This is a genomic window from Delftia lacustris, from assembly GCF_040267515.1.
Taxonomy (GTDB): domain Bacteria; phylum Pseudomonadota; class Gammaproteobacteria; order Burkholderiales; family Burkholderiaceae_C; genus Comamonas; species Comamonas tsuruhatensis.
Genome location: NZ_CP141274.1, coordinates 332,883 through 346,589, shown reverse-complemented (window position 1 = coordinate 346,589; position 13,707 = coordinate 332,883). Strand labels below are relative to the sequence as shown.

Annotated in this window: 12 protein-coding genes and 1 riboswitch; of the genes, 11 read left to right on the top strand and 1 reads right to left on the bottom strand. The window is 66.3% G+C overall.

What is annotated here, in order from left to right; all coding sequences use genetic code 11:
- Window positions 1-90 precede the first annotated feature (90 nt).
- From U6958_RS03005 to U6958_RS02980, 6 genes are all read left to right on the top strand, one after another.
- Entirely contained in the window at window positions 91-1,404 is a 1,314-nt protein-coding gene (locus U6958_RS03005) for an MFS transporter (RefSeq protein ID WP_016448697.1), read from the top strand.
- 300 nt (window positions 1,405-1,704) lie between these two features.
- Window positions 1,705-3,048 carry a C4-dicarboxylate transporter DctA gene (locus U6958_RS03000; RefSeq protein WP_016448698.1) on the top strand — a complete coding sequence of 448 codons (1,344 nt, stop codon included), beginning with the start codon at window positions 1,705-1,707 and terminating at the stop codon, window positions 3,046-3,048.
- On the top strand, window positions 3,045-3,731 hold the full coding sequence (locus U6958_RS02995) for a GntR family transcriptional regulator (protein WP_016448699.1): 687 nt from the start codon (window positions 3,045-3,047) through the stop codon (window positions 3,729-3,731). Before U6958_RS03000 ends, U6958_RS02995 begins: the two co-directional genes overlap by 4 nt.
- A 171-nt stretch (window positions 3,732-3,902) precedes the next feature.
- On the top strand, window positions 3,903-5,246 hold the full coding sequence (locus tag U6958_RS02990; protein ID WP_074921230.1) for a glycerophosphodiester phosphodiesterase family protein: 1,344 nt from the start codon (window positions 3,903-3,905) through the stop codon (window positions 5,244-5,246).
- A 323-nt stretch (window positions 5,247-5,569) separates the two neighbouring features.
- A complete protein-coding gene (locus tag U6958_RS02985; RefSeq protein ID WP_012202173.1) occupies window positions 5,570-6,076 on the top strand; it encodes a tlde1 domain-containing protein in 507 nt (168 codons plus the stop codon).
- Window position 6,077: 1 nt separating this feature from the next.
- Window positions 6,078-6,449: a DUF2195 family protein gene (locus U6958_RS02980; protein WP_026062624.1), complete on the top strand. Its 372-nt coding sequence runs from the start codon at window positions 6,078-6,080 to the stop codon at window positions 6,447-6,449.
- A gap of 257 nt (window positions 6,450-6,706) precedes the next feature.
- Here the strand turns inward: U6958_RS02980 and metH are convergent, their stop codons facing one another.
- Complete coding sequence (metH, locus tag U6958_RS02975; RefSeq protein WP_208607042.1) at window positions 6,707-9,463, bottom strand: methionine synthase; 2,757 nt, start codon at window positions 9,461-9,463, stop codon at window positions 6,707-6,709.
- A 27-nt stretch (window positions 9,464-9,490) separates the two neighbouring features.
- Window positions 9,491-9,617: riboswitch (S-adenosyl-L-homocysteine riboswitch) on the bottom strand.
- A gap of 277 nt (window positions 9,618-9,894) precedes the next feature.
- On the opposite strand from metH, the gene U6958_RS02970 reads away from it, so the two are divergent.
- Genes U6958_RS02970 through U6958_RS02950 form a run of 5 tightly spaced genes read left to right on the top strand, consistent with a single transcriptional unit; the run spans window position 9,895 to window position 13,662 of the window.
- Window positions 9,895-10,716: a FadR/GntR family transcriptional regulator gene (locus U6958_RS02970; RefSeq protein ID WP_074921228.1), complete on the top strand. Its 822-nt coding sequence runs from the start codon at window positions 9,895-9,897 to the stop codon at window positions 10,714-10,716.
- Window positions 10,713-11,519 carry a transporter substrate-binding domain-containing protein gene (locus U6958_RS02965; protein WP_074921227.1) on the top strand — a complete coding sequence of 269 codons (807 nt, stop codon included), beginning with the start codon at window positions 10,713-10,715 and terminating at the stop codon, window positions 11,517-11,519. The genes U6958_RS02970 and U6958_RS02965 overlap by 4 nt, the downstream gene beginning before the upstream one ends.
- Window positions 11,520-11,550: 31 nt before the next feature.
- The gene (locus U6958_RS02960; protein WP_070080794.1) at window positions 11,551-12,279 is read left to right on the top strand and encodes an amino acid ABC transporter permease; all 729 of its coding nucleotides are present in this window, start codon (window positions 11,551-11,553) and stop codon (window positions 12,277-12,279) included.
- The gene (locus U6958_RS02955) at window positions 12,276-12,929 is read left to right on the top strand and encodes an amino acid ABC transporter permease (RefSeq protein WP_017406331.1); all 654 of its coding nucleotides are present in this window, start codon (window positions 12,276-12,278) and stop codon (window positions 12,927-12,929) included. The genes U6958_RS02960 and U6958_RS02955 overlap by 4 nt, the downstream gene beginning before the upstream one ends.
- Window positions 12,916-13,662 (top strand): amino acid ABC transporter ATP-binding protein, encoded by a 747-nt coding sequence (locus U6958_RS02950; protein WP_016448706.1) that lies wholly within the window; start codon window positions 12,916-12,918, stop codon window positions 13,660-13,662. The genes U6958_RS02955 and U6958_RS02950 overlap by 14 nt, the downstream gene beginning before the upstream one ends.
- Window positions 13,663-13,707: the final 45 nt, after the last annotated feature.

Below are 13,707 nucleotides of genomic sequence, written 5' to 3'. Positions count from 1 at the left end.
CGAAGCAGTGTACGCCCGGGTTGCGGCCCGGGCAGGCACGCCGACCCATGCCCCGGGCGTGACTGCCGTCTTTTCAATCCCTTTTCGGAAATGGACCCTGCTTTGACCAAGCAAACCGTCTCGACCCGCAACATCGTGGCTGCCGTCATCGGCAACGCGCTGGAGTGGTATGACTTCCTGGTGTTCGCCTTCATGACACCCATCGTCGCCAAGCTGTTCTTCCCCAGCAATCCCGACAATCCGGACGACAACATCAACCGCATCCTGATGACCACGGCCGTGTTCGGCGTGGGCTTCTTCATGCGGCCCGTGGGCGGCATCCTGCTGGGCCTGTACGGGGACCGCAAGGGCCGCAAGGCGGCCATGGTGATGGTGACCGGCCTGATGGCCGTGGCCATCGCGCTGATCACGCTGGCGCCCACGTATGCGGCCGTGGGCATCCTGGCGCCGCTGTTCATCGTGCTGGCACGGCTGCTGCAGGGCTTTGCGGCCGGCGGCGAGTTCGGCACGTCCACGGCACTGCTGATCGAGCTGGCACCGCCCGGCAAGCGCGGCTTCTATGGCTCCTGGCAGATGGCCGGCCAGATGCTGGCCCTGCTGATCGGCGCGGCCACGGGCACGCTGATCACCGAGATCTTCACCGAGGAGGAACTGATGGCCTGGGCCTGGCGCGTGCCCTTCGCCGTGGGCCTGCTGATCGTTCCCGTGGCGCTGTACATCCGCCGCCATGTGGAGGAGCCCGAGGTCTTCAAGGAAATGCAGGCCGCGCAGGCCAGCGGCAAGGCGCGCCAGATCGGCATCATGGAGATGCTGCGCACGCATGCGCGCGAGACGCTGGTGGGCATGGGCCTGGTGGTCACGGCCACGGTGTCCATCTACATCACCTTCACCTATCTGGTGACCTATGCCACGGTGACGCTGAAGCTGCCCATGCGCGATGCCTTCATGGTGCAGATGGCCGGTGCCGCGCTGATGGTGGTGATCATGCCGTTCTTCGGCGCCCTGTCGGACCGCGTGGGCCGCCGCATGCTGACCATCGGCTCGCTGATCGGCTACCTGGTGGTGCTCTACCCGCTGTATGCCTGGCTGACCGACGGCCCCACGGTGCAGAAGCTGCTGATCACCCAGCTGGTGGTCTGCGTGTTCGTGGCCGTGTTCTTCGGCGTGTTCAGCACGGTGATGGCCGAGCTGTTCCCGCCCCAGGTGCGTTCGGCCGGCATGTCCATGGCCTACAACGTGGCCGTGATGATCTTCGGCGGCTTCGCGCAGTTCATCGTGACCTGGCTGATCCGCTCCACGGGCTCGCCCATGGCGCCGGCCTTCTATGTGATGTTCGGCGTGACGCTGGGCCTGCTGGCGGCCTTCTTCATCAAGGACCGCGCGATGGAGCGCAACCTGCGCTGATCCCCCCGGGCGGCGCGCCCTGCGCCGCCCTCGCGCATGCCCCGGCACGGGGCCTGCACAGCCTTGCCGCACGCCGCGCGCACCATGCGCGGGCATGCCGGCCCCCGCCCTGCACCACGGCGGGGAGGCCCGCCCGCATCTGCCGATTTCATGCAGAAAAAGTCAGGGCTGAACTTCTCTGGAGTGCCGCAAATCCGCAGGGAATACCCTCTGCTGGCACGCGTTTCGCTTGTCTACATTCTTGCATGCAAGTTGCAGAGCCACTTGCATACAAGATTCCACAACTTGCGAAAGACGACTATGCGCCGCTTTGCCAGATCACTGTTCGGACAGGTGGTGATCGCACTCATCCTGGGTGTGCTCGCCGGAATATTGGCCCCTGAATGGGCCGTGAAACTCAAGCCCCTGGGCGATGGCTTCATCAAGCTCATCAAGATGATCATTCCCGTGCTGGTGTTCTGCGTGGTGGTGCACGGCATCGCGGGCGCGGGCGACCTCAAGCGCGTGGGCCGGGTCGGCGTCAAGTCGCTGATCTACTTCGAGGTGCTGACCACCATCGCCCTGGTGCTGGGCCTGGTGCTGGCCTTCGTGTTCCAGCCCGGCGCGGGCATGAACGTGGACCCGAGCAAGCTCGACGCCTCGGCCATGAGCGCCTATGCCAGCAACGCCGACAAGCTGACCAGCGGCGGCACGGTGGACTTCCTGATGAAGCTCATCCCCACCACCGTGGTGCAGGCCTTTGCCACGGGCGACGTGCTGCAGGTGCTGCTGTTCGCCGTGCTGTTCGGCTGCGCACTGACCATGCTGGGCGAGCGCGGCGCGCCCGTGCATGCGCTGATCGACACGCTGTCGAACGTGCTGTTCAAGATCATGGGCATCCTCATCAAGCTGGCGCCGCTGGGCGTGCTGGGCGCCATCGCCTTCACCGTGGGCCAGTACGGCATAGGCTCGCTCAAGCAGCTGGGCATGCTGGTGCTGCTGTTCTACGTGGCCGTGATCTTCTTCGTCTTCGTGGTGCTGGGCCTGGTGATGCGCTTTTCGGGCTTCAGCCTGATCAAGCTGCTGCGCTACCTGCGCGAGGAGCTGATGGTGGTCTTCGCCACCACCTCCTCGGACAGCGTGCTGCCCCAGATCATGGCCAAGCTGCGCAACCTGGGCGTGCGCGACTCCACCGTGGGTCTGGTGATTCCCACGGGCTACTCGTTCAACCTGGACGCCTTCTCCATCTACATCACGCTGGCGGCCGTGTTCATCGCCCAGGCCACGAACACGCCCATCGGCATGGCCGACCTGCTGACCATCCTGGCGATTGCGCTGGTGACCTCCAAGGGCGCCCACGGCGTGCCGGGCTCGGCTATCGTGGTGCTGGCGGCCACGCTGCATGCGATTCCGGCCATCCCCGCCATCGGCCTGGTGCTGGTGCTGTCGGTGGACTGGTTCATGGGCATTGCACGCGCGCTGGGCAACCTGATCGGCAACTGCGTGGCCACGGTGGCCATCGCGGCCTGGGAAGGTGACATCGACCGCGAGCGCGCCCATGCCGTGCTCAACGGCCTGGCCGACAATCAGGGGCCCGACGCCGAGCCCTCCGGCGCCGCCGCCGTCCCCGCAACCGTGACTCCTGCCCACCCTGCAACGCAATGACACCTGTAAGCCCCCAGCACATCGCCGAGCGCGTCGTCGAAGCCATCCTGGCCCAGAAACTGGCGCCCGGTGAACGGCTGGGGGAGCAGGAGCTGGCCGACAACTTCGAGGTCAGCCGCACCATGGTGCGCGAGGCGCTGATGCAGCTGCAGGCGCGCGGCTTCGTGCAGGTGCAGCCCCGGCGCGGCTGGTACGTGGTCCAGCCCTCGGCCGAGGAGGCGCAGGACGCCTTCGCGGCGCGCCGCATCATCGAGACCGGCATCCTGGGCGAGGCCGGGCGCCCCCTGCAAAGCGTGATCGGCCAGCTGCGCCGCCACATCGCCCAGGAGCAGGAGGCCATTGCGGGCGCCGACGCCGCCACGCGCGCCTTCCTGCTGGCCGACTTCCACGTCTGCCTGGCCGAGCAGATGGGCCACCGGCTGCTGGCGCTCACCCTGCGCGACCTCACGGCGCGCACCACGCTGGCGGCCACATTGTTCCAGTCCACCCACAGCGCCAGCCAGTCCTGCGCCGAGCACGAGCGCATCGTCGAGGCGCTGGAGCGCGGCGACACCGAGGGCGCCAAGGCCCTGCTGCTGGAGCACATCGGCACGGTGGAGCGTTCGCTGGAGATCCGCCCGAGCGAGGCGCCCGACGCCGGCGACCGCCTGCGTGCCACGCTGGCGCCCCTGTTCGGGGGATAACCCTGTGTCGGTGGGTCGGCAAATTTCCACCGACCGTCGCTAAAACGCCAATCCGGGTCCTACGGGGCGCACTGTCATGGTGCCGACACGGCTGACTGCATACGCTGCTGAGCTGGCGCATTGCGCGCCGTTCATCAACCCACCACTGCTTCGGATATGACCCAACGTCCTATGTCCTTTTCCCGCACTCCCCTGCTCGCGTCCCTGTGCGCGGCTGCAGTCCTCACGGCCTGCGGCGGCGACGGCGGCTCGTTCTACCTCACGCTCGACGGAAAGCAGCCCCAGGTGATCGCCCACCGCGGCTTCTCGGGCAAGTTCCCGGAGCAGACGCGCATGGCCTACGAGGCCGCCGCCGATGCGGGCGCGGACATGCTCGAACTCGACATGCACATGACGAAGGACTGCCAGCTGGTCGCCCGCCACAACGCCTGGCTCAGCGACAGCACCAACGTGGCCGACGTGGCCAAGACCAATGCCGAAGTGGCGCGCCGCCAGCGCACTGCGGCCGGCGTGCTGGTCAACGTGAAGTACCCCGCCGTGCCTGCCAACGGCCCCTCGCAATACCTGAGCGACCAGCTCGATGCCAACGATCCCAAGTCCGTGCTCAAGGCCCTGGTGGTCGATGGCGAGGACCACCGCAACGACTGGTCCATCAGCGACTTCACGATGCAGGAGCTGCGCACCTGGCTGGGCGGCACGATCCTGGACAACCGCAGCGAGCGCCCCACCGAGTGGAACGGCAAGCTGCCCCTGATCAGCGCCCAGGACGTGCTGGACATCGCCGCTGCCAAGGGCAAGGCCCTGGGCCGCACCATCCCCGTCTACGCCGAGACCAAGAACCCGTACTGGAACAACCAGCAGGCGATCGCCAACGGCTGCGGCGCGCCCGGCTCGCGCCCGTTTGAAGACGCGGTGATCAAGCTGCTGGACCAGAACAAGCTCAACGCCAAGGATTCGCCCATCTACATCCAGAGCTTCGACCCGGCCAGCCTCAAGTACCTGCGCCAGGCCGGCATGAAGGCCAAGGGCGTGCAGCTGATCGACGGCAACGACTTCAATCTGCGCGACGGCTCCATGGTCTACATCACCAACGATGAGTGGACCTTCATCAGCGGCCGCCCCTACAGCTGGACCCTGGCCGGCGACGCGCGCACCTTCGCCACCATGCTCACGCCCGCAGGCCTGGCCGAGATCAAGACCTATGCCGACGGCATCGGCCCCTGGAAGCCCCAGGTCCTGGCCCACTCCGTCGTGCCCTACAAGGAGGGCGCCGGCCTCAAGGACGTGAACACCGTCAAGGACACGGGCCTGATCCGCGACGCCCACAAGGCCGGCCTGATCGTGCACAGCTTCACCTTCCGCAACGAGCCGGGCCGCCTGGCAGGCCTGTACAAGGGCGACCCCGTGCAGGAATACCTGGCCTACTACCGCCTGGGCATCGACGGCGTGTTCACCGACTTCACGGACACGGCCGTTGCGGCGCGCAAGGCGTACAACAAGGAAATCGGGCTCTGAAACTCCCATCCCGCTGACCCATGACAAGGCGCCTCGTGCGCCTTGTTTTTTTGGACTCTGGCAGTGGGCATATTCAGGCGATCTCATCCATGGCAATCAGGTATACCTGAATGCGATTGCAGCGAATTGGTATACAAGATCGTTACAGCATGTCGCAAAAACACGTTCCCTCCAACTTGCCTTCGAGGCAATAAGCGCATTAAGCTGCCCCGATCTCTGATCCAGATGAAGCTTATGAATCTGGATGGCATCAAACCGTGGCTACCGAGAAACTCGATTGATGCGACTTTAGAAAATTGGAGGGACAGTTTGTGATACCAGATATGGAGTTTGATGGGCAGAAGCTGACATGGAATGGCTCCGGTAGCTTCAAGGCAACGACAGGACTTCCAGGTTTTCAGATGCCAGAAAATCAGTGCATCAAAGACAGCGGACCAATTCCGGAGGGGGTGTACAAGGTGCTCGTCACCGATCGTGGGGCGGCGAAGGATGACGGTGCGGGAAGATGCAACCTGTCTCCCGGATGGGGAGTCCAGACGATTCCACGCGGAGCTGCCGCCGGAAGCTGCGAAGCCTATTGGGCAAACTGGGGGCAGAACCGGGCGCGGATGGAGCCCGCCGACACTCAAACGCGCATCGCTTGCAACCCCGTTCGCAGCGGCTTTTATCTGCATGATTCAACCAAAGGCTTCAGCCACGGATGTATTGAGGTTGAGCATAGATTCTTCCCGATTCTTCGGTCGAAGGCGAAGTCCAGTTCACGTAGCTATTTCATTCTGAAAGTCAATTACGTCCCGGCAAGAGTGACAAACGGAGGCACACGTGCATAGCATGGCTCGATTTTTAATATGGTCTGCCTTGTTTGGCGGATCCGCCTTTGCTGCCCATGCCGACCAGATAACGTTTCAGAACGATCTTTCAGCCTGCGTGTCGATCACGGCGACGAAGACTTCCACAGAGTCCAACGTGGTGTGGGCGAACACCCGTGTTCAACTGCGCAAATCGATTGGCGAGTGCGGATGCCTTTCGGCTCTGGCGACCTACACGAGCAGCGTGAACCGAGGGGGCGTCCGGCAGGTACTGCAGGAAGGCCTGATCGACCTGGGCAGCGGGGGAGAGAGAAAACTCGTCCTTGCGACCGATCCGGCCCTGGTCGCCAACAAGGAGGTGCGGGTTCGGCTGGCGTGCACCGGGCCCTTATAGGGCATCCTGGCCCCGGCAGCATCGGCGCGCGCGTGAACGCTCAGCCGGATCACATCCTCGGACTGGCCTGGCAACGGCGTGTGCTGCGGGCGGCGGCGGATGTGCGCAAGCACGGTTGGTCAACGCGACTTCTGATCGACTGCCTGCGCCGCTGGCGCGCCCTGTCCGCTATTCCAGTCAAAGATGAATGCCTTTGTCCAAAATAGCGAAAAATCGCACGCCTGACCGGCGTAGCCAAGCCAGCGGTCAACCCAATATCAGGCGAGATTCGGCGCCAGCAGCCTGCGCAGTTCCTCGATGTCCATGCCCCGGCGCGCGGCCATGTCGGCGAGCTGGTCCTCGCCGATCTCGCCGACGTTGAAGTAGACGGAGTCGGGGTGGCCGATGTAGAAGCCGCTGACGCTGGAGGCCGGGTTCATGGCCAGGCTTTCGGTCAGGCTCATGCCGATCTCGTCGGCCTTGAGCACGGCGAACAGGTCGGTCTTGGCGCTGTGGTCGGGGCAGGCCGGGTAGCCGGGCGCGGGGCGCACGCCCTTGTACTGTTCCTTGATCAGCGCTTCGTTGCTGAGGTCCTCGTCGGGCGCATAGCCCCACAGGTCCTTGCGCACGCGCTGGTGCAGGCATTCGGCGAAGGCCTCGGCCAGGCGGTCGGCCAGGGCCTTGAACATGATGCCGGAGTAGTCGTCCAGCGCGTCCTGGAACTCCTTGTCCTTCTTCTCGGCGCCGATGCCGGCCGTGACGGCGAACAGGCCCGCGTAGTCCTGGATGCCCGATTCCTTGGTGGCCACGAAGTCGGACAGGCAGCGGCTGGGGCGCATCACGGGCTGGCCATCCGGGCCTTCCACCATCTGCTTTTCGGTCTGCTGGCGCATGCCGTACCAGGTCATCAGCACCTGGCTGCGGGACTCGTCGGCGTAGAACTCGATGTCATCGCCCACGCGGTTGGCAGGGAACAGGCCGATGGCGCCGTTGGCCTGCAGCCAGCGGCCTTCGATGATCTTCCTGAGCATGGCCTGGCCGTCGGCCAGCACCTGGCGGGCCTGCACGCCCACGATCTCGTCGTCGAGGATGGCCGGATAGGGGCCGGCCAGGTCCCAGGTCTGGAAGAACGGGCCCCAGTCAATGTATTCGGCGATCTCGGCCAGGTCGAAGTTGCGGAACACGCGCCGGCCCAGGGCGCGCGGCGCCACGGGGGCCTGGGAAAAGTCCACGGGCGTGGCGTTGGCGCGGGCCTTGTCCAGCGGCCACAGCGGCGTCTTCTTCTTGTTGGCGTGCTGGGTGCGGACCTTGTCGTAGTCGGCCTGGATCTCGGCCAGGTAGTTGCCCTTGTTCTCGCCCAGCAGGCTCTGGGCCACGCTGACGCTGCGCGAGGCATCGGGCACGTAGACCACGGGGCCTTCGTACTTGGGCGCGATCTTGACGGCGGTGTGCACGCGCGAGCAGGTGGCGCCGCCGATCAGCAGCGGAATCTTCTTGATGCGGAAGTAGTCGTCCTTGTGCATCTCGCCGGCGACGTACTGCATCTCTTCGAGGCTGGGCGTGATCAGGCCCGACAGGCCGATGATGTCTGCGCCCTCGGCCTTGGCCTTGGCCAGGATCTCGTGGCAGGGCACCATCACGCCCATGTTGATGACCTCGAAGTTGTTGCACTGCAGGACCACGGTGACGATGTTCTTGCCGATGTCGTGCACGTCGCCCTTGACGGTGGCGATGACGATCTTGCCCTTGCTGGACACGTCCAGGCCCGCCGCTTCCTGCTGGCGCTTTTCCTCTTCGATGTAGGGCACGAGGTGGGCCACGGCCTGCTTCATCACGCGCGCCGACTTGACCACCTGGGGCAGGAACATCTTGCCGGCGCCGAACAGGTCGCCCACGATGTTCATGCCGTCCATGAGCGGGCCTTCGATCACGTGCAGCGGGCGGCCGCCGCCCTGCACCACGATCTGCTGGTAGGCCTCTTCGGTGTCGACGACGATGAAGTCGGTGATGCCGTGCACCAGGGCGTGCGACAGGCGCTCGCCCACGGTCTTCGGGTTCTCGGGCGTGCCGCGCCATTCGAGCTTCTTGCTGTCGTCCTTGGCGGCGCCCTTGGCGGCGTCGGCAATCTCCAGCAGGCGTTCCGCAGCGTCAGGGCGGCGGTTGAGCACCACGTCTTCCACGCGCTCGCGCAGTTCGGGCTCCAGGTCGTCATAGACGCCGACCATGCCGGCGTTGACGATGCCCATGTCCATGCCCGCCGAGATGGCGTGGTAGAGGAACACGGTGTGGATGGCCTCGCGCACGGGGTCGTTGCCGCGGAAGCTGAAGCTCACGTTGGAGACGCCGCCCGAGACCTTGGCGCCGGGCAGGTTCTGCTTGATCCAGCGCACGGCCTCGATGAAGTCCACGGCGTAGTTGTCGTGTTCCTCGATGCCGGTGGCCACGGCGAAGATGTTGGGGTCGAAGACGATGTCCTCGGGCGGGAAGCCCACCTCGTCCACCAGGATGCGGTAGGCGCGCTCGCAGATCTCGATCTTGCGCTGGTAGGTGTCGGCCTGGCCCTTCTCGTCGAAGGCCATGACCACGGCGGCCGCGCCGTAGCGCTTGATCAGCCGGGCCTGGCGCTTGAATTCATCCAGGCCTTCCTTCATGGAGATGGAGTTGACGATGCCCTTGCCCTGCAGGCAGCGCAGGCCGGCCTCGATGACCTCCCACTTGGAGCTGTCCACCATGACCGGCACCTTGGCGATGTCGGGCTCGGAGGCGATGAGGTTCAGGAAGCGCACCATGGCGGCCTTGCTGTCGAGCATGGCCTCGTCCATGTTCACGTCGATGACCTGGGCGCCGTTTTCCACCTGCTGGCGCGCCACGGACAGCGCTTCCTCGTACTGCTCGTTGAGGATCATGCGCGCAAAGGCCTTGGAACCCGTGACGTTGGTGCGCTCGCCCACGTTGACGAACAGCGTGCCCTCGCCGATGGTCACCGGCTCCAGGCCGGACAGCTTCATGGGAGGGGGAGTGAAAGAGGACGACATCAAGCTCACCTGCAAAAACGGCATGGCAACAGGTGAGCGTCGTTGGCACCGTGGGCGCGGTCCGGCCGGGAACCTGCACCTGGCCCAAGCCTGACGCGGCACGCGATCCGGTGTACGGATGGGCGGGTGCCGCGCTGCAACGCTCCTCGGGCCAAAGCCCGGGATTCTACGGCGGCTGGCGGCGGCCTGCAGTGCGGGTTTTACGCCCGCATTCGGGGCAGGCCTGCACAAAGCCATGCGGCACTGCACCAAAGCGCGGCAGCGCGGGCCGCCGGCGGCGCCTTCGGGGCGGATTGTCGATGTCCCATCGCCCCGGATTCTTTGCAATGCCTGAGGAAAACGCTCCTTTTTTTGCATCTGGCACGCAATTCGCTATCTGCTGGGTACGCGGTCTGACCAGTCAGGCCAAAACCCTCCACCCGCGCCAGCCCATGCAAAGCATTCCGATCTCGATGGCCCAGACGCTGCAGCAGCACATCCTGAGCGGCCACTATCCCGGCGGGAGCCAGCTGCCGCCGCAGCGCGAGCTGGCCCGGCAGCTGGGCATCAGCCGCGCTTCGCTGCGCGAGGCGCTGTCCATGCTGGAGGCCCTGGGCCTGGTCGAGATCCAGCCGGGCAAGGGCGTGCGCATCAACGGCCCGCACAGCGGCCGTGCACGCATGCACCGCGCCTATGCCACCCCGGCGCTGGGCACGCTGTCGCCGCGCCAGCTGATCGAGCTGCGCCTGGTGCTGGAGCCGGGCTGGGCCGCGCTGGCGGCCGTGCGCGCCGACGACAGCGGCCTGCGCCAGCTGCAATGGACCCAGTCCCAGCTGGCCCACGCCCTGGACCGCAGCGACCTGCTGGCCGCCGCCGACGCCGATCTGCAGTTCCACCTGCTGCTGGCCCAGCTGTCGGGCAACCCGGGCCTGGTGGCCATGGCGCGCCAGCTGGAGCTGGCCATCAGCCACAGCCTGCGCCTGCCCTTTGCCTGGAGCGGCGCCGACGACCAGCCGGTGCGCGAGCACGACGCCATCGTGCAGGCCGTCTGCGCAGGCGATGCGCCGGGTGCCGCGGGCGCCATGCGCGCCCACCTGCTGTCGGCCGCCAGGCGCAGCGGCATCGATCTCGACACACCGGACGACGCGGCGGCGCCCGACGCGACGGCACTCGACGCAACAGCGCCCGACGCAACGGCGCCCGATACATCTGCGCCCGACCCTGACCCGCTTTCCTTTCGCCTCATCCCACCTTCTGAAGGAGCTTTCGCATGACTTCCCCCCTGACACCCCGCCGCGCATTCATCCGCACCGCCCTGGCGGCCGCCACCCTGGCCACTGCCGGCCTGGGCGGCGCCGCCCATGCCGACATGCTGGCCAACATCCAGAAGGCCGGCGTGCTTCGCGTGGCGATTCCGCAGGACTTCCCGCCCTTCGGCTCGCTGGGCACCGACCTGAAGCTGCAGGGCTATGACATCGACATGGCGGCCCTGGTGGCCCAGGAGCTGGGCGTGAAGGTGGAGCTGGTGCCCGTGACCAGCACCAACCGCATCCCCTTCCTGACCACGGGCAAGGCCGACATCGTCATCTCCAGCCTGGGCAAGAACGCCGAGCGCGCCAAGGTGATCGACTTCACCCAGGCCTATGCCCCCTTCCCCAAGAGCGTCTACGGCCCCAAGGACATGAGCATCAAGGCCCCTGCCGACCTGGCCGGCAAGACCGTGGGCGTGACGCGCGGCTCCACCGAGGACCTGGCCCTCACGCAGGTGGCGCCGGCCTCGGCCACCATCAAGCGCTACGAGGACAACAACGCCACCGCGCAAAGCTACCTGACGGGCCAGGTGCAGCTGGTGACGCTGGGCAACATCGTGGCCAACGCCGTCAACGAGCGCACCAGGCTGCGCCAGCTGGACGTGAAGTTCGCGGTCGAGGACACGCCCTGCTACATCGGCGTGGCCAAGGGCGAGCCGGCGCTGCTGCAGAAGGTGGACGCCATCATCACCAAGCTCAAGGCCGACGGCCGCCTGACCAGCCTGTCCCAGCGCTGGATGAAGATGCCGCTGCCCGCCACCCTGTAACCGCTGCGCCCCTGTTCCCGGAAATCCTTCCATGGCCTATCAATTCGACTTCGGCGCCGTGTTCGACTACAGCGGCCTGCTGGCACAGGGCGCGGGCTTCACGCTGGCGCTGACGGCGGCGGGCGCCGTGCTGGGCGGCGCCATCGGCGTGGCCGGCGGCGTCAGCCGCGCCTGGCGCATTGCGCCGCTGCACTGGCTGTTCAAGGTGTACGTGGAGGGCATACGCAACACGCCCTTCCTGGTGCAGCTGATGTTCGTGTTCTTCGGCCTGCCTTCGCTGGGCGTGCAGATCAACGAATGGCAGGCCTGCCTGCTGACCACGGTGATCAACCTGGGCGCCTACATCACCGAGATCGTGCGCGCCGGCATCCAGGAGACGCCGCGCGGCCAGCTGGAAGCCGCTGGCGCGCTGGGCATGGGCCGCTGGGCGATCTTCCGCCATGTGGTGCTGCGCCCTGCGCTGCAGCGGGTCTGGCCCTCGCTGAGCAGCCAGATCGTGATCGTGATGCTGGGCACCTCGGTGGTCTCGCAGATCGCGGCCCAGGACCTGACGTTTGCGGCCAACTTCATCCAGTCGCGCAACTTCCGCGCGTTCGAGACCTACCTGGTGGTGACGGCGGCGTACTTCGTGCTGGCCCTGGCACTGCGCCAGTTGCTGGCCTGGATAGGCCAGCGCTTCGTGGTGGGCCGCCGCACGCCGCGTGCAGCCAGGCCCGCTGCACCCGCTGCACCTGCAACCACTGCCGGAGACGCCGCATGATTGCCGACATTCCCCTGCTGCCCATCCTGGCCAAGCTGGCCGAGGGCCTGCTGGCCACGCTGGCGCTGTCGCTGCTGGCCTTCGTGCTGGGCGGCGCCACCGGATTGCTGGTGCTGTTCGCCCGCGTGGGCCGCAGCCTGAACCTGCGCCGCCTGGCCAAGGCCTATATCCAGGCCTTCCAGAACACGCCGCTGCTGATGCAGATGTTCATCGTGTTCTTCGGCTCGTCCATGGCCGGCCTGGACATCTCGCCCTGGACGGCGGCCGCCATCGGCCTGACGCTGTACACCAGCGCCTACCTGGCCGAGGTCTGGCGCGGCTGCGTGGAGTCCATTCCCCGCGGCCAGTGGGAAGCCTCGTCCAGCCTGGCCATGGGCTACCTGCAGCAGATGCGCCATGTGGTGCTGCCGCAGGCGCTGCGCCTGTCGATAGCGCCCACGGTCGGCTTCTCGGTGCAGATCATCAAGGGCACGGCGGTGGCCTCGATCATCGGCTTCAGCGAGCTGACCAAGCTCGGCTCCATGCTGGCCAACGCCACCTTCCAGCCCTTCCTCATCTACGGCCTGGTCGCCGCAGGCTACTTCCTGCTGTGCTGGCCCCTGTCCCTCTACGCATCCCATCTGGAGAAGAAACTCTATGCCGCTCGTTGATGTGCGCGCCGTTCACAAGCATTACGGCAACAACCATGTGCTCAAGGGCGTGGACCTGAGCGTGGACAGCGGCCAGGTGGTCGCCATCATCGGCCGCAGCGGCTCGGGCAAGAGCACGCTGCTGCGCTCCATCAACGGGCTGGAGGCCATCCAGTCCGGCCAGATCGTGGTGGACGACGCCGTGCTCAAGGGCTCGGAGGGCAGCGCGCCCTCGCCCGCCCAGCTGCGCGCGCTGCGCCTGAACGTGGGCATGGTCTTCCAGCAGTTCAACCTGTTCCCCCACCTGACGGCGGGCGAGAACGTGGCCCTGTCGCCCACCGTGGTCAAGGGCGTGAAAAAGCCCGAGGCGGCGGCGCTGGCGCGCCAGATGCTGGCCAAGGTCGGCCTGGGCGACAAGTACGACAGCTACCCCGACCAGCTCAGCGGCGGCCAGCAGCAGCGCGTGGCCATTGCGCGCGCGCTGGCCATGCAGCCCAAGGTGCTGCTGTGCGACGAGATCACCTCGGCCCTGGACCCGGAGCTGGTCAACGAGGTGCTGGCCGTGGTCAAGCAGCTCGCCGCCGAGGGCATGACGCTGATCATGGTCACGCACGAGATGCGCTTTGCCCGCGACGTGGGCGACCAGCTGGTGTTCATGCACCAGGGCCTGATCCACGAAAGCGGCCCGGCCAAGCAGCTGTTCGCCAGCCCGCAGACGCCGGAGCTGGCGGGCTTCATCGGCGCCGTGCACTGAGCGGTACGGCCAGGCAGGACAAAGGCCCGCGTCGCGGGCCTTTTT

What these genes read in the sequence shown, in the direction of transcription:
- U6958_RS02990 (WP_074921230.1), top strand. Translation starts at nt 3,903, where the DNA reads ATGTCCTTTTCCCGCACTCCCCTGCTCGCGTCCCTGTGCGCGGCTGCA.
- U6958_RS02995 (WP_016448699.1), top strand. Translation starts at nt 3,045, where the DNA reads ATGACACCTGTAAGCCCCCAGCACATCGCCGAGCGCGTCGTCGAAGCC.
- U6958_RS02955 (WP_017406331.1), top strand. Translation starts at nt 12,276, where the DNA reads ATGATTGCCGACATTCCCCTGCTGCCCATCCTGGCCAAGCTGGCCGAG.
- U6958_RS02980 (WP_026062624.1), top strand. Translation starts at nt 6,078, where the DNA reads ATGGCTCGATTTTTAATATGGTCTGCCTTGTTTGGCGGATCCGCCTTT.
- U6958_RS02985 (WP_012202173.1), top strand. Translation starts at nt 5,570, where the DNA reads ATGGAGTTTGATGGGCAGAAGCTGACATGGAATGGCTCCGGTAGCTTC.
- U6958_RS02950 (WP_016448706.1), top strand. Translation starts at nt 12,916, where the DNA reads ATGCCGCTCGTTGATGTGCGCGCCGTTCACAAGCATTACGGCAACAAC.
- U6958_RS03005 (WP_016448697.1), top strand. Translation starts at nt 91, where the DNA reads ATGGACCCTGCTTTGACCAAGCAAACCGTCTCGACCCGCAACATCGTG.
- U6958_RS02970 (WP_074921228.1), top strand. Translation starts at nt 9,895, where the DNA reads ATGCAAAGCATTCCGATCTCGATGGCCCAGACGCTGCAGCAGCACATC.
- U6958_RS02965 (WP_074921227.1), top strand. Translation starts at nt 10,713, where the DNA reads ATGACTTCCCCCCTGACACCCCGCCGCGCATTCATCCGCACCGCCCTG.
- metH (WP_208607042.1), bottom strand. Translation starts at nt 9,463, where the DNA reads ATGTCGTCCTCTTTCACTCCCCCTCCCATGAAGCTGTCCGGCCTGGAG.
- U6958_RS02960 (WP_070080794.1), top strand. Translation starts at nt 11,551, where the DNA reads ATGGCCTATCAATTCGACTTCGGCGCCGTGTTCGACTACAGCGGCCTG.
- U6958_RS03000 (WP_016448698.1), top strand. Translation starts at nt 1,705, where the DNA reads ATGCGCCGCTTTGCCAGATCACTGTTCGGACAGGTGGTGATCGCACTC.